Annotated in this window: 19 protein-coding genes; 2 read left to right on the top strand and 17 right to left on the bottom strand. The window is 63.8% G+C overall.

Features of this window, described 5'->3' with window-relative positions; all coding sequences use genetic code 11:
* From VFP86_17615 to VFP86_17665, 11 genes are all read right to left on the bottom strand, one after another.
* Nucleotides 1-602: enoyl-CoA hydratase/isomerase family protein (locus tag VFP86_17615; GenBank protein ID HET9001462.1), on the bottom strand; the 602-nt coding region annotated here is incomplete at its 3' end.
* 270 nt (nucleotides 603-872) lie between these two features.
* Nucleotides 873-1,394, bottom strand: a complete 522-nt coding sequence (locus VFP86_17620) for a DUF302 domain-containing protein (GenBank protein HET9001463.1) — start codon at nucleotides 1,392-1,394, stop codon at nucleotides 873-875.
* A 68-nt stretch (nucleotides 1,395-1,462) separates the two neighbouring features.
* Nucleotides 1,463-3,706, bottom strand: a complete 2,244-nt coding sequence (locus tag VFP86_17625; protein ID HET9001464.1) for a xanthine dehydrogenase family protein molybdopterin-binding subunit — start codon at nucleotides 3,704-3,706, stop codon at nucleotides 1,463-1,465.
* Nucleotides 3,707-3,716: 10 nt separating this feature from the next.
* Complete coding sequence (locus VFP86_17630; protein HET9001465.1) at nucleotides 3,717-4,700, bottom strand: xanthine dehydrogenase family protein subunit M; 984 nt, start codon at nucleotides 4,698-4,700, stop codon at nucleotides 3,717-3,719.
* On the bottom strand, nucleotides 4,697-5,269 hold the full coding sequence (locus VFP86_17635) for a 2Fe-2S iron-sulfur cluster-binding protein (protein ID HET9001466.1): 573 nt from the start codon (nucleotides 5,267-5,269) through the stop codon (nucleotides 4,697-4,699). Before VFP86_17635 ends, VFP86_17630 begins: the two co-directional genes overlap by 4 nt.
* Nucleotides 5,270-5,359: 90 nt before the next feature.
* Nucleotides 5,360-5,632, bottom strand: a complete 273-nt coding sequence (locus VFP86_17640) for a hypothetical protein (GenBank protein ID HET9001467.1) — start codon at nucleotides 5,630-5,632, stop codon at nucleotides 5,360-5,362.
* Nucleotides 5,629-6,144 carry a DUF302 domain-containing protein gene (locus VFP86_17645; GenBank protein HET9001468.1) on the bottom strand — a complete coding sequence of 172 codons (516 nt, stop codon included), beginning with the start codon at nucleotides 6,142-6,144 and terminating at the stop codon, nucleotides 5,629-5,631. The genes VFP86_17640 and VFP86_17645 overlap by 4 nt, the downstream gene beginning before the upstream one ends.
* 22 nt (nucleotides 6,145-6,166) lie before the next feature.
* Entirely contained in the window at nucleotides 6,167-7,105 is a 939-nt protein-coding gene (locus VFP86_17650; protein ID HET9001469.1) for an alpha/beta hydrolase, read from the bottom strand.
* Between the two features lie 535 nt (nucleotides 7,106-7,640).
* Nucleotides 7,641-9,926 (bottom strand): LuxR C-terminal-related transcriptional regulator, encoded by a 2,286-nt coding sequence (locus VFP86_17655; protein ID HET9001470.1) that lies wholly within the window; start codon nucleotides 9,924-9,926, stop codon nucleotides 7,641-7,643.
* Between the two features lie 585 nt (nucleotides 9,927-10,511).
* Complete coding sequence (locus VFP86_17660) at nucleotides 10,512-10,733, bottom strand: hypothetical protein (protein HET9001471.1); 222 nt, start codon at nucleotides 10,731-10,733, stop codon at nucleotides 10,512-10,514.
* A gap of 274 nt (nucleotides 10,734-11,007) precedes the next feature.
* Entirely contained in the window at nucleotides 11,008-12,006 is a 999-nt protein-coding gene (locus VFP86_17665) for a hypothetical protein (protein ID HET9001472.1), read from the bottom strand.
* 331 nt (nucleotides 12,007-12,337) lie between these two features.
* On the opposite strand from VFP86_17665, the gene VFP86_17670 reads away from it, so the two are divergent.
* Together VFP86_17670 and VFP86_17675 are read left to right on the top strand one after the other, a co-directional pair.
* Nucleotides 12,338-12,490 (top strand): hypothetical protein, encoded by a 153-nt coding sequence (locus VFP86_17670; protein ID HET9001473.1) that lies wholly within the window; start codon nucleotides 12,338-12,340, stop codon nucleotides 12,488-12,490.
* Nucleotides 12,491-12,586: 96 nt separating this feature from the next.
* Nucleotides 12,587-12,766: a hypothetical protein gene (locus tag VFP86_17675; GenBank protein HET9001474.1), complete on the top strand. Its 180-nt coding sequence runs from the start codon at nucleotides 12,587-12,589 to the stop codon at nucleotides 12,764-12,766.
* A gap of 149 nt (nucleotides 12,767-12,915) precedes the next feature.
* Here VFP86_17675 and VFP86_17680 read toward each other — a convergent pair whose 3' ends face one another.
* The 6 genes from VFP86_17680 to VFP86_17705 form a co-directional block, all read right to left on the bottom strand.
* Nucleotides 12,916-13,470, bottom strand: coding sequence for a GNAT family N-acetyltransferase (locus VFP86_17680; GenBank protein HET9001475.1), 555 nt, complete (start codon nucleotides 13,468-13,470; stop codon nucleotides 12,916-12,918).
* A gap of 133 nt (nucleotides 13,471-13,603) precedes the next feature.
* The gene (locus tag VFP86_17685) at nucleotides 13,604-14,383 is read right to left on the bottom strand and encodes a hypothetical protein (GenBank protein ID HET9001476.1); all 780 of its coding nucleotides are present in this window, start codon (nucleotides 14,381-14,383) and stop codon (nucleotides 13,604-13,606) included.
* Between the two features lie 105 nt (nucleotides 14,384-14,488).
* Nucleotides 14,489-16,075 carry a DHA2 family efflux MFS transporter permease subunit gene (locus VFP86_17690; protein ID HET9001477.1) on the bottom strand — a complete coding sequence of 529 codons (1,587 nt, stop codon included), beginning with the start codon at nucleotides 16,073-16,075 and terminating at the stop codon, nucleotides 14,489-14,491.
* Nucleotides 16,076-16,077: 2 nt separating this feature from the next.
* Complete coding sequence (locus VFP86_17695) at nucleotides 16,078-17,448, bottom strand: HlyD family secretion protein (protein ID HET9001478.1); 1,371 nt, start codon at nucleotides 17,446-17,448, stop codon at nucleotides 16,078-16,080.
* Nucleotides 17,449-17,622: 174 nt separating this feature from the next.
* The gene (locus tag VFP86_17700; GenBank protein ID HET9001479.1) at nucleotides 17,623-17,985 is read right to left on the bottom strand and encodes a nuclear transport factor 2 family protein; all 363 of its coding nucleotides are present in this window, start codon (nucleotides 17,983-17,985) and stop codon (nucleotides 17,623-17,625) included.
* A complete protein-coding gene (locus VFP86_17705; GenBank protein HET9001480.1) occupies nucleotides 17,969-18,853 on the bottom strand; it encodes an SDR family oxidoreductase in 885 nt (294 codons plus the stop codon). The genes VFP86_17700 and VFP86_17705 overlap by 17 nt, the downstream gene beginning before the upstream one ends.
* Nucleotides 18,854-18,903: the final 50 nt, after the last annotated feature.

Consider the following 18,903-nt stretch of genomic DNA (forward strand, 5'->3'; position numbering starts at 1 on the left):
GCGCGATCGAGAGCCTTGCCGCTGACGGTTTCGTGCACCAGTCCCTTCCTTTCGGCTTCACGTGGAGTGAGGGGATCGCCCATGAGGATGTGCATGAGCGCGGCTGGCGTTCCGATGGTGCGTGGCAGCCTTTGCGTGCCGCCAGCGCCGGGAACGAGTCCAAGGTGCGGCTCCAGGAATCCGATCAGGTAGTCTCCATCCTCAGCGATACGAAGATCGCAGGAGAGCGCGAACTCGAATCCACCGGCCAGGGCTGTGCCGGAAATGGCGGCGATTACAGGTTTTGGCATGCTCTCGCACAGCGCGATCGCCTTGTCTAGGAACCCCCCATTGTAGGTCGCGTTCTCGGGCCACTCGCGACCGGACGCGCGCAGGGACTCTGCGAGGCGGATAAGCGCAGCGATGGAATAATGGCGAATAAAATAACCGGGTGCGCCGCCAGTCACGACGACAACACGAACGTTGGCATCGCCCGCGAATCTGTCCAGCGCCGCGGTGAGCGCGTCGCCCATCTCCTCGTCGAAATAAATGCGCCTCGTGCTGCCCAGTGTAATGATCGCAATTCCATCGGCTACTCTTGTCGTCAGAACATTGGCGTTCATCAGCCCCCCCCTTTGGATAAATGTAATTTCTAAACGGACATTTTCTACCAAAAAAACTACTTGCAGCTCCTCGCTTTTGCAACCATCTCAGAAAGCATTCGCTCGCCCGACTAGGCCTCAAACGCTCGTTGTGTATCCTCCAGCAGCTCTACCATTTTCGATTCCATATTTATCTCCTCAGAGCGGACCGCCCGCACCGAAACCGTGCTCTTATCTACACAAGCATGTTCGTGAACAGACTATTTCGCGGTTTTGTACCGTCTGCGCCACCTATAGCACCTGTTCACCTAGCTCGACCATCTTCTGATCCAGCGAATCCCCAATTTTCCGCGCAGCGTCTGACCCAAAGGACCCCATCAGCGATTCGGGGCTATCAAACATGACGGAGGTCGAACCATCCTTCTCATTCTCTAGAACGGCAATTTTGAGAGGCGCATACAGGCAGGCCTTGGGGGTGGCATCGAAGGCGTCCTTGGAAATCAGTGGATTGCCGATAGCGTATTGAACGCTGCGATTCTTTCTTCCGAAGTGGCTCAGGATGACGTCATGTTCGACCTTCATAATCAAGAGCATCCCGCTCGAACCCAGGCGCGCCTCGATCCGACGCCTCAGCTCACCGCTGTCAATGCGCTGGGCCGCGAGAGCCTCCTGGGTGTCGCGACCAAGCAGCGAACCGTTAAACTCCGGTACAATGAGCGGAACCCTATCCTCGATCGCCGCGACGACTTCGTTAAACGGGCGGCTGGTACTGATCTCTCTCCGAATAAGATTGAACGTCGTCCCTGTCCACATCTCCATCTCCTCCCTCTTCCTCCGATTTAACGGTGTCGACATTAGCAGTGACGATTGGGTCGTGCGATTCAAACGTCCACGAGCGGCAAGCCGGGCAGCACCTTGTCCAGCGTGATAGGGAAATCTCGCACACGAACCCCCGTCGCGTTGAACACCGCATTTCCGACGGCGGCCCCGGCGCCGCAGATTCCCAGCTCACCAAGCCCTTTCACGCCAAGCACATTGGCCTTGTCATCGAATCCGTCGAGGATCACCGCATCTATCACTGGAATGTCCGCGTGGACCGGTACCAGGTACCCGGCCAGATCGCAGTTGACGAATGCGCCGGAGCGCAGGTCGACCACGGCCTCTTCGAGCAGCGCCATCCCGATTCCAAACGTCATGCCGCCAATGAGCTGAGAACGCGCCGTTTTGGCGTTCAGAACGCGACCGGGCGAAAAGACACCGAGCATCTGTCGAAGCCGGATCTCTCCCGTATCGGCGTCCACACCGACCTCGGCAAAATGAGCGCCATACGTATGGATCGAGTGGCTACCGAAGTTCGGGTCGGCCCACATCGGGGTGCTTTCCCCATCCGCCTCGAGGCCATCGGGGTGATTGCGCGCAACCAGGTCGGAGACGGACTCGGATGCGTCCCCCACGGCTATCCGCCCATCCGAGAATGCGGCGTCCTTGCTGTCCAGAGCATGCAGAGGGGACCGCACGTCGGTGCGTGCCGCAGCCTGCAACTTCTCACGCAGCGCGTCACAGGCACGATAGACGGCGATGCTCGAGCTGCTCGCGCCCCACGAGCCGCCCGATCCCATGCTGGCCGGGAGGTCAGAGCGACCGAGCTCGACGCGCACTCGATCGAGCGGCAGCCCGAGCCTGTCAGCTGCGACCTGAGTGAGAATCGTGTAGGTCCCGGTTCCGATATCCGTCATATCCGACAGCACGACGCCGGTGCCATCCGGCTCCACTCGGACCCGTGCTTTCGCAGGCACCTGCGGATGGGCGCGAATGGCAGCCGCAACACCGAAGCCAACGAGCCATCGGCCGTCGCGTACGCTTGCAGGTCGTGCCTGTCGGCGCTGCCAGTTGAATCGCCTCGCTCCTTCGCGCAGGCATTCAACCACACGTCGCTCCGAGTACGGCACACCTTGCTCCGGGTCGACTGTGGGCTCGTTCCGGATGCGCAGCTCGATGGGATCCATCCCGAGTGTGTGAGCGAGCTCGTCCACCGCTGACTCAAGCGCCAAGAGACCAGGCGCTTCGCCGGGCGCGCGCACATCCTCTCCTCGCAGCATATCCAGGGGAATCAAACGGTGTCGGGTCAGTCGATTGGGTGCGGCGTAAAGGCTGCGCGTTGCAACGGCACTCGTTTCGACGAATTCCTCTTGCGGGTTGGTATGCATGGTTGCTTCGTGAGCGATGGCAACGAATCGGCCATCCCGCCCCGCGCCCAGGCGGACCCGCTGAGTCGACGTTGGGCGCACGCCCACATCATGGAAGATCTGCCGCCGCGTCAATGCGACCTTCACCGGCTGCTTCAGCTGGCGCGCGGCGAGCGCAGCCAAGATAGTCTCGGAATGGATACTCAGCTTGGATCCGAAACCGCCCCCCACGTAGGGGCTCACGACCTGGATTCTCTGCGGATCGATCTTCAGCGTGCCGGCCAGCGAGGCGCGGGCAGCATCGACGATCTGGGTGCCGACATGCACCAGGAGGTCGTCCCCGCGTGGCACGGCCAGGCACGCATTCGGCTCCATGGGCTGGGAGAACCAATATGGCGTGTGGTAGTCCTGGTCGACCTTGACCGCAGCGCTTTCGAACGCCGGCTCGAAATCGCCCACCACGCTGTCGGTTGGCACGATTGGCAGCCACGAAATCAAGTGTTTGGGTGCGTACGCCCGCTCGTTACCTGCAGCGAGGTCAAAATGTCCCGCCTCGACCGCGTACACAATGTGCACAAGGCTTGCCGCTGCTTGTGCCTGTTCGAGCGTGATGGCGACGACAAGTGCGACAGCCTCGCCGTAATGGGAGATATCTGGACTGCTGAGGGTTGGACGAGCGCGCCAGTACGACCACGGGATCGAGTCGTCACGGGCGCCTTGAGGCGGTGCATTCTGATGGGTGACGACGGCGCGGACTCCCGGCGATCGCTCTGCGTGAGATATATCGATTTCCCGGATGCGGCCGCGACCAATTGTGGCCGTGACGATGACGCCGTAGAGCGGCTGGCCCGCCTCCCAGTGCTCGTAAGCGTAGGCGGCCTGGCCGGTGACCTTCAAAGGGCCGTCGACGCGGTTGAGGGGCTGCCCGATCACTGTCATGGTGGTCTCCTCACCCTGCCTGAGCCGCTTGCGCCAGGGTACGACAGAGTGTCCGCTTGGCCAGGTCGATCTTGAAGTCGTTCTGACCTCGGCCCACGGCGTCTACCATGGCGACCTCCGCTGCCTCACGAAAAGTAGCCATCGTGGCCGGACGGCCTGTCAGAGCGGCCTCCGCCTCGACCGAACGCCACGGTTTGGGTGCGACGCCGCCAAACGCGACGCGGGCCGCGGTGATCCTCCCCTCGTTGGCTGCGATGATGGCCGCCACAGACACCAACGCGAATTCGTACGATGCCCGATCGCGCACCTTGCGGTAGATCTGCCGGCCCGGCGGTGGAGGAGGCAGGGTTACGCCCGTGATCATCTCGCCCGGGCCGAGGACCGTCTCGGTGTGCGGCGTGTCGCCGGGGAGACGATAGAAGTCTCCGATGGCGACGCGACGGGTGGTCTGGTCCGCGCCGAGCAACTCGATCTGCGCCTCGAGCGCCGTCAGCGCCACGGCCATGTCCGAGGGGTGGGTAGCGATGCAGGCGTCGCTCGCCCCCAGGATGGCGTGAATCCGGTTGAAACCGCCGATGGCCGCGCAGCCAGACCCCGGATCCCGTTTGTTGCAGTCTGCCGCCGTGTCGTAGAAGTAGGGGCAGCGGGTGCGCTGCACCAGGTTCCCGCCGATGGACGCCTTGTTCCGCAACTGGCCGGAGGCGCCGGCGAGCAGCGCCTGGGAAAGGACCGCGTAGCGGGTTCGTACTCGCCGATCGGCGGTGACGTCGGAGTTGGCCGCCTGCGCTCCGATCCGCAGGCCGCCGCCCGGCAACTCGGCGATCGCTTTAAAGGGCAACCGGCTGATGTCGACCAGGTGCGTTGGCTGCTCGATCTCGAGCTTCATCAGGTCGAGCAGATTGGTGCCCCCGCTGATGTACTTCGCGCCGGGCATGGATGCGGCGGCGACCGCCGCCTGCGCGTCCGGCGCGCGCTCGTAGGTGAAGGCCCTCATCGGCGCGTCCCTCCTGCCACATCCCGGATGGCAGCCACGATGTTCGGATACGCCGCGCACCGGCAGATGTTGCCGCTCATCCGCTCGCGGATCTCTGCGTCCGTCAATGTGATCTCTGGGGTCGCCACATCGGTGGTGACGTGGCTGGGCCACCCGGCCTTCACCTCGGCCAGCATGCCCACGGCTGAACAGATCTGGCCGGGGGTGCAGTACCCGCATTGGAAGCCGTCGCGCTCGACGAAGGCGGCTTGCAAAGGGTGCAGGGCGGCTGGCGAGCCGAGCCCCTCGATCGTCACGACCTCGTCCCCCTCATGCATGACAGCCAGGGTCAGGCAGGAGTTGATGCGCCGGCCATTGATCAGGACAGTGCAGGCGCCGCACTGGCCGTGGTCGCACCCCTTCTTCGTCCCTGTCAGATGCAGGTGTTCGCGAAGGGCATCAAGCAGTGTGACACGGGCGTCAAGCATGAGCCGATGCTTGACGCCGTTCACGACAAAGCACACCGAATAATCCGTCGTCGTGGACGGGCCCCACGCCTCTTCGGCAGGCACCACACGTTTGCTCGTCATTTGAAGCTCCTCTTTCGGAGTCTTGATACAAAGGATCCCGGGCGCTCCAGCAGAGTCGGGCCAGGGCAGCGGCCCATGACAATCGCCGCATCAGTGTGCCAGCCGCCACATGCCTCCACCCGAATCCGAACCTGGCCGGCTCCCCGGCTCGGGGATTGGCCCTTCCACCACACGCAGCGTGCCCGGTGCGGGGACTTCCGCTACTCTATAGGTGGCTTTCATTTGCGCCCCACCCACCGCTATTTCATCCTCGCGGAACGACAAGCGCGCCATCGCCGTCTCGAAGCCTTTCATTTTGGCCGCTTCGATGGTCTGATTCTGAGCGGTCAACTGAGTTGCGTTGGTGGACATGAACGTCTTCATTTCTCGGCGAGGACGTCCGGAACCGGTACCCCTAGGGCTTTCAGGAGCCCGGCGAGCTTTCGATCAAGCTCCCTGCCAACCTCGGTGATCTCACGGACGCCGAAACTGGAAAAGACCGTGCTGGGTTGGTCGACGACGAAGTATGTACGATCGTCGGGCCCCGTGCAGATGGCCGTCCGCAAAGGCGCATAGAGCATCACGGCCGGATCGTGGCGATACATGCGCTCCGCGATCGTGTGATTGCCCATCAAGTATTGCACGCATCGTCCGCCGTCGCCCGCGAGAGCCATCAGGGGTGTCACGTCCGAGCTCCAGTAGATCAGAAACCCGTGTGGTGCGGCCGCCTCGGTCACGGCCAGCACTTCGTCCCAACCGGCGCGCTTCAGAACGAGCCCGGCGAATCTTTCGCGATCGAACTGTGGCACGGCGTCCTCGTAACGTTGGCGGAAGGCCTCGAATGGATCGGTGACCTCGATGACCAACCGATTGACCTGATGAGGGATGACTCTCATGACGCCGGCGGCTGTCTTGAGCTCAGTAGGCCGCGAACGGAGAGTCGGAAGCTAGAAACGCTGTCGCCTGCCGCGTAAAGGACTCGTGAAATTGGAAGAGAGAGCCATGCCCGGAGTCGGGATACGTCAAAAGGACGGCGTTAGGCTGGTTTTCGCTCAACCAGTAGGAGTTTCGGACAGGAATCATTTCGTCATGGATACCGTTCACGACAAGGGTTGGCTGACGGATGTTCTTTAGGTTGGCGAAGCGCTCGCCCGTGAATTGCTCCCACTCACGAAACGCCGCCATTTGAGCGGCGGCGACCTCCGGTCTCGAGGCCGGCTCAAGATCCTCCTTCCGTTGCGCAAGCCTTTCGATAAATGCCTCACCCGCTGCCTGGCTCGACTCGGTCAGCGCAAAGAAGATCTTCGGCAGAACCGCGTATCCTCGAAGATTCGGATCACCGATGTACTTGGCCAGCCTGGGTTTCTCGAGGTGCATGACATCTTCTCCGCCTCGCGGAGCGGTGCCAACGAGGATCATCCTCCGAAAGATCGAGGGGCGATCCTGCACCATTTGCTGCGCGACCATCCCGCCAAGCGAGAATCCGAGGACGTCGCAGGTATCCACTTCCAGGCCGTCCAGGAAAGCCAAGGCATGCGTCGCCATGCCGGCTACAGTTCCGGGCACCTTACCAGTGGACCGTCCTACCCCTGCGCTTTCGAACAGAATGACTTCTCGTCCCGATGCCAGCGGGTCAGTGACGGCGGGATCCCAATTGTCTAGCGTCCCCTGGAAGTGCTGAAGAAACAGCAGTGGATGTCCGGAGCCCTTCCCAAAACGGCGGTAGGCATATCTCTCGTTTTTCACTTGGAGGAACTGCGTTGGGGCGGTGATGTTGCTGATAGTCTTCGTGGTTGACATAATGTTGACCCCCCTTTCTGACAGATGTCCGAGCTCATTCCTGACATTTGCGATCAACCCAGTCCGCGCTCTTCTCGCTGAAGGCGTAGTTGACGGCGCATCGTTGCTCGAGGATGCCACACTCGGCGACTACATTCATCGTCCGTTCGGGCCAGCGGGCAGCGTCCGAACGGGCCGACTGGCTGAGCCTCCTCAAGGTGCCTAATAACAGCACGTGCCCGTGATCTTCGGGCCTCATCCTCGCGAGGTTATTTCCGAGGCCGAACCGTGTTTGTCATCACGTTGTACACGTCTGCCGCTTGCTCAAGCAAGAACGCCTGGTTAATCGACCGTCTCCCGGTGGGCGAACTGAAGCGCACCTCGTGGGATGAATCGCGCTCAAGTCGGATAGAAAGAGGCTTGGGGAAGAGATGCGGGGGCGGCCGGAAGTACCCAACGTCGAAGGCGAGACGATGGTGCCATGAGCCTCTTCCGCCAGGACGCCTCGCCCGCCGATGCTACCTCGACGGTTTCAAATTGGTCGAAGGGTCGGACAGTCGTACGAGTGGCGTTAAACCGATGGCTATTCGCGCAGTGGGCTGCGTCCGGGCTACTATAATAGGCCGCGTTGGATCGCCGTAGCGGCGGCGTGCGCGCGATTGTCCACGCCCAGTTTGTTCATGGCGGATGACAGGTGGCTCTTCACCGTCCGTTCTCCGATGCCGAGCGAGGTCGCGATTTGCTTGTTTATCAACCCCTCGGCGATGAGCCGCAAGACCGCCTGTTCGCGCTCGCTAAGGAACGTGCGAGGCCGTGCGCCGCCGGTCGCGGTCGTGCTGCCCGAACCGGTGCTCGTGAGCGGTTCAAGGCCGGCCCGCGCAAAAGCTACCATCTCGTCCACCGACAGCGCGCGTCCCTCCGTCACCGCCGCGCGATATGCTATTTCTCCCAATTCATCACGTGCTTGGGCGTTGATCTTTTCTTTCTCGTCTCTAATGCGGGGTCCAAAGACAATCACGTCACCCGTCGTCTCACTCCACACCTCAGCCGCGGCCAGCAGGCGGGCGGAGCGGTCGAGGTCCCCCTGGTGGCCGCAGACCAAGGCGGCTGTCACCACGGCAACCCAAAGCGCGCGCACATGCTCTTCCTCCAGAGCCACCGTTAGCGCGGTCGCCGCCAGGGCAGCGGCACGGACGTTGTCTCCTTGCTTGAGTTTGACGCGGGCGAGGTCGCTTGTGACGGCCGCTGTCAGACGCCTGTTTCCATCTGTGCGGGCGAGTTCGAGGCTCTCGGTGAGGGCGGCCTCGGCTCCCTCGAGATCGTCGAGGAGCATCCGCCCCCATGCCAACTTGAACAGCCCGTGGGCCTGCCACCGCGGATCCTCGACACCTCGGGACAGCAGGACAAGCATCCGCTCCCCCAACACCTGGGCTGCCCGTGGGTCGCTTTCGAGAATCGCGCATAGGCAGAGCCGGCAGATAGCGCTGGTTACCGCGTCTGGTTCCCCGATGATCTCAGCGAGCTCGAACGCTTGCAGGATAAACCGCATTGCCGCCGATTGGTCGCCTAGCGATGCCGCCAGTGTGGCGGCCCCCACGAGCGCCCTCGAGCGAAACCGCGAAGGGCCGTCCGGGCTCAGCCCAAGCGCCTCCTCCAACCGCCGGCGCCCCTCCCGCAGATAGCCGAGTACCCACCAGTAGCAGGCGAGCGCTCCGCCCAGGCGCATAGCTGTTTCGCCATCTCCACGGTGCGTGGCCCACCGCAGCGCCCCCAGGAAGTTTTCATGTTCCCGCTCCACCCGGTGCAGCCACGCCCGTTCCTGCGGACCCCACAACTCCGGTTCAGCGCGCTCGGCCAGGGCGAGGTAGTACACGGCGTGCCGGTGCCGGATATCGTCAAACTCGCCGCTCGCTTTTAGGCGCTCCAGCGCGTACTCGCGGATCGTCTCCAGCATCCGGTACCGCCGCTCTCCGCCGCTTTGGCTCTGCACCAAGCTCTTGTCCACGAGCGACCCCAGTGCGCGCCAGAAGGGAGAGCCCGGGTCCGGGTTCTGAACAATCTCCTCCGCGGCGTCGAGTGTCCACCCTCTGTCGAACACAGCTAACCGCCGAAATAGGACTTGCTCGTTGTTATCTAATAAAGCATGGCTCCATTCGATCGCGTCCCGGAGGGTATGATGCCGGGCCGGCACGTCGCGGGTTTCTTCCCTCGAAAGCAGAGCCTGCCCCTGCAATCGTGTCAGCATCGCTGTAGGCGATAGAACGTTGCTGTGGGCGGCCGTGATCTGGATGGCCAGGGGCATGCCATCGAGCCGGTGGACCAGCTCGGCAACGGCCGAGGCATCCGTCGGCGAGAGCGTAAACTCCGGCTGAACTAACCTCGCCCGCTCCAGAAAGAGCGCCGCTGACGCGGCTTGGGCGACCCCCTGGGGCGTCGGCCGTGCGAGATCGGGCAACGCGAGACCCGCCAAGACCATCCGATGCTCCAGGCGAAGTCTCAACGGCTCGCGGCTCGTAACGAGCACCTTTATCTGCGGGCAGGCGGCCATCAACTCGGCGACCTGGGTTGCCGCGGGCAGGACGTGCTCGAAGTTGTCCAGGACCAGCAAAACGCGGCGGACCCTCAAGTATGCGGTGACTCGCTCGAGCGGGGTTCGGGTCCCGATCTCTTCGAGGTGGAGCGCCTTTGCAATCGCGGCATCGAGGTGAGTGGGATCCCTGAGCGGGACGAGATCGACGAACCAGACGCCGTCGGGAAAGGCCGTCTCTGCGGTGCGGGCCGCGGCGAGGGCCAACCGAGTTTTGCCGACGCCGCCCGGCCCCGCGACCGTAAGTAGCCGCACGGTCCCGCCGAGCAGGTGCCGCCGGAGGATCTCCAGCTCACGATCACGACCGATCAAGGGTGCAGGATCCGACAGAAGCGTAAAAGGTAACGTCCCTCGGGCTCTCGGCGGCGTCCTCCGGTGGCGCTCGCGCCAGCGGCGCCATCTGGCCTTGATGGCTCGTTGGGCGCCCACGGACCTCTCCTTAGCGGTCATCCGGGAGGCTCTGGCGTAGCCACCCAGCCGTCCGAGAAGCTGTGCGGAGGAGGTGACCCTGCGCTTTGAGGCCGCCATTTACTCACCTCTTCGTGGCGCGGTGTTGGACGCCCTTCGGTCAGGTTTGCCCCTTGCTGTCCTTCGTGGCGCCACGTATAACGGAATCTGATTTAAAAGAAACGTGTCGGTTTATCAGGATATGGCGTATGGCGTCGATCATGTCCTCGGGTGAAATGGGATAAAAGACATTTGCGGCTTTCGTTATCCCGCTACGTCTTATGTGCTGCCCACGGCAAATCCTCCGGAGGCTCGAGCTATGAAAAGCGCTCCCAACTTGTGAACTAGATCAGACTTGCCCGGGAGGCGCAGGTACACGTGCTCGGATCAGACCCAACGGGAATAGAGAATCTGCCCAAAAGGACTTCCTTACGGGCACCTGTCCGCCGTTCACAAAGCCCGTAAAATAGCGGGTTCCAGTGTCCCAGAATCGAGCACCCTTTGGGCAAGCAGCCTGCCGATGGTCGCCCGTCCCACCCCGAGCGTCCGAGCCGCCTCCGAACGGGTTACCTCACCGGAGCGCACCTTGGCTTCGAGCGCCTGCCACCGCTCGTTGAAGTTCTGGCTCTGGGTCTGGCTGGGTCGTCCGAGGTGCTTGCCCCGCCTCCGCATCGTTTCACGTAGGTCCTGCGGCTGAGCGAACGTACGAGCATTCCCCAAATTGTCCCATTTGAGTAGTGGTATGCCGGGATTTCCGTTTTGGTGCCTGCACTCCTTCTATCAGAGGTGCCCAGCCCAGTTTTTCGCCCGGACTCTGGCCCTGCGGTCCACGCGAAGGCCTGCTCGTGTCATTCTGAGACCCCATATGTTCGGCACGGCCGCGTTGGCAGCCGATTTCTCTGACACCGCCCTCGACTCCCACCGGTCAGCGCGGTCTCCCGCCTTCTCAATCCGGTAGGCAGACCAGCGCTTCGACGCCATGAGCGAAGGCACCATTCGGCCAGGGAATCTCCAACGCCGTCCAACTCCGCCCCGCGTCCGGCGTAAGGAAGACCCCATGGTTGTTCGCCGCATACATGACACCCGGCGCACCTGGCGTGGCGAAGCGGCTGGCAATCGTGCCCCGACCCTCCGGCAGCCCCTCCATCGCCGTCTGAAAGGACCCCCGCGCCGTCTTCCGGTAGACGTACGCCTCCGCCCGACGCGGGCTGTAGGCCACAAAGGGTCCGGACGCTGCAGACACAAGAACGCCCTCCGGGTCCGCGGGATCCACGGCAATGCCCACCAGGTAGCCGTGCCGCAGTCCCTCCACCTGGCTCGCCCAGCTTTCGCCCGCATCGCTGGTCTCGAAATAGCCATCTCCGGCCGCCGCGTACACCCGGCCCGGTGCCATTCTGTGCGTGGCCGCGGTGTGCGTGTCGAATGGTCCCTCGCGAACCCGGTCCAGCCAGGTCCGGCCACCGTCCAGCGTCCGGACGAGCGCACCGGCTTCGATCGCGACGAACACTCGCCCGACGGTAGCGGGGTCGGGTTCGATCCAGCGTACGTGGTGAGTCTCCGGGCGGGGCGGGAAACTCCACGAGCGCGATGAGGGAAGCGCCAGCAGCCCTGACAGCTCGTGCCAGGTCTCCCCCCCATTCTCCGAGCGGAAGACCGCGCTCGGCTCGGTGCCCGCGTAGACGATGCCGCGCTCTGACGGGCTGACGGCAACGGCGGTGATCTCGTCGTGGGCGATGCCCGCGCCAACCGGATTCCACGTTCGACCGGCGTCATCACTGCGCCACAAGCCATGACCCCAGGTCCCGCAGTACATCCGACCTGGTTTTTCGAAATCCACGGCCAGGCACTCTGAGGATTCGCCTTTCAGATGCTCCTCGACCGACCATGTGGAACCGTGACGCGCAATCAGCAGCGCCGGCTCCGTCGCGATGACGAGCGTGCTCATGATTGTGTCCCTCCATTCCAGTATTGCGGGTGCTGCCTCGATAAAATTCCCCGCGTCCGAACTCGTCTACCTGGGGGACGGACGCCTTAAGAGGTCAAGCGACTGAGAGGGAAACGCTTCAGTTGTGCCAGAACACGTGGCCATCTGCCCGTCCGCGTTCACTCCTAGAAGTCAGGCACGGCTGCCATCGCGGGAGGCACGGTATCGGATGGCCGGCATTGTATTGGTCACCGGCGCGAATCGCGGGGTTTCAAAGGGGTGCGTGACGCGGCTTCGACTCGGTTGCGAAGCCCACGCATCAGCATGGTGATGTCGGGGAGGTGGCTTCGGAATGTTTGAGGGGACAGGGCAGATCCCAAAAGTTCGTGCTGCGCCTGAGTGGGGAACGAGTATCGTTGCAGGCGCTGGTGCCGGTGTGGTGACGGCGCTGGCAAGCGTCGGTGCGGAGATCGTCCTGCTCGCCCAAGCGCCGCCCCAGGGGTAGGAAGCTGCGCCGAGACCACGGCGTTCTTCTGTCCGCCCCTTCCCGTGGGTGGCGTTGCGGGTTACGCTGGACCGGGGCGAGAGTAGGAGGATCCTGATGAGCGTGCGGCGTCTCCAGGAGATCCCGGGCTTCAATATCGATCGGGTCGCCGCGGCGGCCGGCGACGACCCTGACTTCCTTCGCATGGAGAACCTCGACACAGATATCCCGCCCCCCGCAGCCGCGATGGCGGCGACCCGGGCAGGCCTCGAGATGGCGAACTGCGCGGGCGAGTAGCACTTATCTGTTCGTCGGTACTATCATGGCGGCCCATGTGTCACCAAAACCTGGTAGTCACGGGCACCGCGCTGGTGCTGTTCAGCCGTGTGTTCAACCTCACGGTCACGGAGCGCGAGTTCGGGTTCGCGTAACCGACCCGCGGGTCGTCATCTCGCGATGGCCGGCGGCGTCATCAGATCGAGGCGATACCCCTTGACCAGGACGCCCGGAGCTGGACTGAAGTCGAGGGGAGGCATGCGCACGAAGCCCATCCGCGTGTACATGCGCACGGCGGTCACCATGAAGTCCATCGTGTGCAGGCCGAGTGCCTGCGCGCCGGCGCGGCGCGCCCGGTGCATGCACTCCTCCATGAGCGCAAGCCCGACACCCTGGCCACGCGCGTCCGGACGTACGGCGAGCAGCCGCACTTCGGGGCACTCTCCGCCGGGGGCGGAGCGACCGTACGCATTCGCGTCGGACGGAAAGAGAAGGACGCTGCCCACGATGGCGCCCTGCCGCTCCGCCACGATCCGCTCCGCCGGTCCATCGTCGTCGAGCGTCTCGAGCAGCCTGCGCCGGTAGGCGATCCAAAACGGTTCGGGCACGACCGCGGCGTATTCTTCATACGCTGCCAGGGTGACGTCTCGAATCGCGTCGCGATCACGCGCGCCCGCGTTTCGGATGTGGATCGTCATGTCTCGAACGACCTGGTGACCCTCCATCGCGGGCTCCTCTAATATTTCGCTTTACAATTACTTCGTTTTTGCTGGGGATCGCCAGCTATGGCAATAATGTGATGAATGCCCAGAAGTCCCCGCCATTACAAGGTGGTTCCTCGAACCCCCTTGCCTGTTCTTAGTGACCCAGCAGCTGCCAGAGCGAGAGCACGTGGACCGTGATCACAAGCGGGGCGAACGCAACGATCCCGAGGATCGTTGGCTTGAATGCGGCCACGACGGGTGTGCTCGGCGAAACCAAGTAGCTGCTCGGCCCGGCGCCCTTCACCGTCGCCGAGATCCCAACCGCCAGAACGAAGTCGAGCAGACCAATGATGTTCCAGGCAACAGCGACCGCGAGTGCGGCGGCCGACCCTAATGACAGCCACCATGCAACTGGCAGCGCGGTGGCGCCAACGAACAGGTCGAGGCTGCCGCCCACGACGTTGAACCACGGTTTCCGAACCTCGCGGCTCAGCCAGACCAGCAAGAAGACCCCGCCAACCAGACGGGCGACCTGGAGCCCGATCAGCCACGACTTAGGGGTCGCGTCGAGGAGTTGAGGCAGGTGTGCCAAACGCGTGAGTAGGAACAGGCCGATGGCGGGCGTAAGCAGTACACCGAGTGGAATCGCCGGGTGTGCGTCGTAGAAGCGGGTACGTGCCAGCACCGAAACCACCAGTAGCCAGAGTGCGAACGGAACGATCACAACCTGCCAGGTCCCGATCCACTGTTGGGGCGGAAGGCTCGCGGTGCGCGTTACGGCCAGCCACGTCCCGAGCGCGATGGTGACCACAAGCAACGGAAACAGCGCCGGGAGGGCCACGGCCAGGAGCTTCCAAGGCCGCCTAAGGCGCGCCGTCACTCCCCCTTGAAGAAAGAGCGTTCCACCTGGAGTTGCTGTTGCTTCGGCAGACATCGTTGTTCCTCCCCTGAAGGTGCACTCACTGAACTCACTCCTGAAGACCGCGTTCAACCGTGCAACGGACTATCCGGTTAATCGCACGCGCATGATTGATCCCTCTCACATCTCGGCTACGTGGCTCCCGGGCTGTGTTCTACCGCTGCGAACAAGGGCGACGAGGGGCAGGCAGAGGGCAAACAGCACCCCGAGCAGCGCGAAGTCGTAGGCATATGCCACCATGGTCGCCTGCTGATAGATGAGGCCCTGAAGCACCGCGACCGCCCGTTGATGCGCCGTGAACGGATCGTTTCCGTGGGCGAGGAACCCGTTTTGGTAGGTCTGCCACCATTGGCGGAAGATGGGATTGTAGATGTTCGCGTACCGAACCAGCTCCGCGCTCGCCGTGGTCGTTTTGTAATCCAGTACGGTAATGACCACCGCCGTACCGATGCTCGCCCCGAGCTGGCGAATGAGGCTGTTGAGGCCGGCCGCGCTTTGGACCAGCGGCCGGGGGATCGTCGAAAGCGCAGCGGTGGTGAGCGAGACGAACATGAACGCGAAGCCCACGCCCTGGATCACGTTGGCCGTCAGGAGCTGCAAAGGCCCGACAGCGAGCGTGTAGTGCGCCATCAACCACCCCGCGAAGCCGGTCAAGATGAGTCCGCCCGACAGCATCACGCGCGCGCCGACCCGATTGTAGAACGCACCGGCAACGGGTACGACCACCAACATGCTGAGCGCCCGGGGCATCAGGGCCAGACCGGCCTCTGTCGCCGAGTAGTTCAGCACGAGCTGCAGGAACAGCGGCAGCAGAATGAAACCCCCGAAGAACCCTGCCCAAACGATGCCGCCGATAAGAGTCGCGGAGGCGAATGACACATTCTTGAGGATGCGCAGGTCGGCCGCGGGCATCGGCGTATGGAGCTCCCACAGGACGAAGGCCACGAGCGCCAGCACGGTGACGGCCGTTGTCACGGTGATAAAGGGGCTCTGGAACCACGCAGCGCGTTCCCCCTGCTCCAGGACGGTGACGAGCGCCGCGAGCCCGATGGCCAGCAGGCCGATGCCGATGATATCGACGTGTTGGCCGCTGCGGCGGCGCATGTAAGGCGGGTCCTGAACGAACCGGCTGATGAGGAACAGCGCGAGGGGCCCGATGGGCAGGTTGATAAAGAAGATCCACGGCCAGGCGTAGCTGTCCGTGAGCCAGCCGCCGAGGACCGGCCCGAGGGCGGGGCCGAGCAGGACGATCAGTCCGAACATGCCCATCGCTTGGCCCTGTTCTTCCGGTGGAAATGTTTCGCTAATGATCGCCTGTGCGACCGGCAGCAGCGCCCCGCCCCCCAGTCCCTGAATCACGCGGAAGAAGATGAGCTGCCCAAACGTGGTCGAGAGGCCGCAGAACCCTGACGCCACGGTGAAGAGGGCCACGGAGTACAGATACAAGGTCCTGCGGCCCAGCACGGAGCTCAGCCAGGCGGTCAGGGGCATCATGATGACAACCGAGATGAGGTAGGCGGCACTCACCCAGGTCACCTCTTGCGCGTTCACGCCGTACGTGCCCTCGATATGCACGAGGGCCACGTTGACAATGCTGGTGTCGATGGTGCTCATCAGCGCGCCAACGAGCACAGAGAGCGAGACCGTCCATTTGCCGGCAGCAGGTCTCCGGGGGACGGCGGCGGCGGGAGCGAGAACGGTAGCCACGATCAGCGCACCGGGTGACGTGTGTCGATCGCCACCTCGGCCGAGAGGCCGATGGCGGGCTGGGTTTCGCCGCGGCCGAAGTCGAAGTAGATCCGCACGGGGACGAGCTGGACGACCTTAATGAAGTTCCCCGTGGCGTTGTCCGGCGGCAGGAGCGCCACCGCCGAGCCGGTGGCCTTGCCGATGCTTCCCACGTGCCCGTGGAACACGTGGCCGTGGAACTCGTCGATGTGGATGGCCACCGGGTCGCCGACGCGGACGCCGCCGAGATGGGATTCCTTAGTGTTTGCATCTACCCAGAGGTGGCCCTGGATGGTAATAGCCATCAATGGCTGGTTGGGCTGGACCACTTGGCCGGGTTGCACCGTCTTGTTCGTCACCCAGCCGTCGACCGGGGCGGAGATGACCGTCCGACTGAGATTGACTCGGGCGACCCGCACCGCTTGCTCTGCGGCCGCGACCTGAGCATGAGCGGCGGCGAGCTCATGAGCCCGCTGACTGGTCACCGCCGCCTGCGCCTGGGCCTGCTGGACCTGCCCTTGGGCATTCGCCACCTGCCCCTGGTTGACGGCCACCGCCTGGCGAGACACCTCGACCTGCTGGCGTGCCGCGATCGCGGACGCGAGCTGCGACCGCGCCTGGTGCACGGCGTCCTCGGCCGCCTGCGCCTGCGCGGTCGCGGTGGCGAGATTGGCCGTATCGATGTCCACCTGTTGCGTCGCGATGGCCCCGGCGGTCAGGAGGGCTTTGTCGCGGTCGTAGGTGCGCTGTGTGGTCGTGAGCTGGGCCCGCGTGGCGCGGAGGTTGGCCTCCGCGGTGGCGACTTGTTTCTGTGCCTGCGTGATCCCCGCCGCGGTCGTCTGGTCGTTCATCACCAGTTGCGCCCGCGCTTGCGCGACCGTCGGCTGCTGCGCCCGGAGCGTGCCCTGTGCCACGTTGAGCCCTGCGGCGAACGCCTGCTGCTGGGCGGTGAGGGCTGCGGCGGCCGCCTGCTCGTTCGCGAAGGCGGTGGTGCGCTGGGCCTCGGCCTGTGCGAGTGCCAGACGAGAATCGGTCGGATCGATGTCGACAAGCTCGGTGCCGGCGCGCACGTATTGGTGCTCCTCCACGAGCACCCTGAGCACATTCCCGCTCACGCGCGGGCTGATGGCGGCGAGATCGCCGTTGGTCTGCGCGTTGTTGGTCTTGACGAAGCCACTATTCGCGCGCCAGTAGAGGACGCCGCCGGCACCGATGAGGAGGACGGCCAGGACACCGACGAGCCCGCGCAACCGCCCCTTGGTGAGCCACCGCCGCCGACCGTGGGGAGTGCCGTTTCGGGCCGCCTGAGGGACTTCGCTCCCTGGGGGGATCCACAAACGCACGTCCGACACGACGCTCGTCCCGGTCGGAGCCTCAGCGCGCCTGGCAGCGGTGCCGACGGGGGCGTCGTATGACCGCTGTCCATTTGCAGATGCGTTGCGCATTTCCGTCCTCCTCCATACAGATAATTGCGACTGTTATCAGGGTTGCGTTTTTTATCCCCCGAGCTTTCCGCACCGACGTCGCTACCTAACCGGATTTCCATTCCGGGCATTCCCGATTGGAACGCAAGCACATCTCGTCGCCTTGCCGGTGGCTTTGTAGGTGCCAGCGTAAGCCCCAAACGCCACCACCCGCTCGCCCTCCGCAACGTAGCTCTCGGGCTTGGCGGAGTACCCGTCCCAATCGCGCGCGAGTGGCACTAGAAGATGGTCCACCACCTGCTGCGGCGTACGCCACGTGCCAGTGTAGTACGGAACCCGCTCGGCCTCCGTCCAGGCGATGTCTGACGCGAGGAGCGCCATGAGACTGGGCACGTCGCCGCGGCCGAGCGCATCGTAGATTCGCTTTAGGACATCAAAATAGGGGAATTCATCGCGGACCTCCATTGAGGTGGCCGAGACCGAGTGCCTCGACAACCCGCTTCTGTACTGCCGCGCTTTGCTCGTTCACCGCATCTGCCCCAAACGGCGCCCCGACGACCGTCCGCTCGGGGCGGGTTCCCTTCGGCATGTCGATCAGGCGGATAATCGCTGTGGCAACATCATGCGGGTCGGGTGCGTTCGGTCCCTCGAAGCGGCTCCTGAGGTATTGGAACATGGCGCCAGGGATCTCGCCGACCGGTCCGTATTCGGCTGCGCGCCCGGCATCGGCGGGCCGCTGGGCGCTCGAATACAGGGGCGTCGGGTAGGGGCCGGGTTCAACCAGCACGACCTCGATGCCAAGCGGAGCGAGCTCATAGCGATAACTCTCGGTTAACGCTTCAACCGCGAACTTCGAGGCGCCGTAGATGCCGAAGAACGGAAAGGTGACGCGGCCAAGGATCGAACTGATGTTGATGACCAACCCGTCCTGCTGACGGCGCAATGCTGGAAGTGCGGCGCGGGTCACGCGGTGGACGCCGATTACGTTGACGTCGAACAGCGCGGCCGCCTGCGCGGCGGTGAAACTCTCGCTCACCCCCCCCGAAGCGATGGCGGCGTTGTTGATCAGCACATCGATCCGGCCGCTCGCGCGGAGGACGGCGGCGGTGGCCCGGTCGACCGAGACGTCGCTGGTCACGTCGAGCTCTACCGGCGTGATCCTCAGGTCTTCCGCGGTCGCGAGTTGGCGCAGTGCCTCCGCGTGCGCCCTGTTCTTACCCTCGATGTTGCGCATTGAGGCGAAGACTGTGTGGCCAGCGTGCGCCAGGCTCTCGACGGTGTCGCGGCCGAAGCCGGTGGACGCGCCGGTGATCAGGATAACCTTGCTGCTCATGACGGTTCCTCCTTGTTCGAGCTTCCAGAGTTTAGGGCACGAAGCCGCTC

This window comes from bacterium, from assembly GCA_035703895.1.
In the GTDB taxonomy this organism is placed as follows: Bacteria; Sysuimicrobiota; Sysuimicrobiia; order Sysuimicrobiales; family Segetimicrobiaceae; genus Segetimicrobium.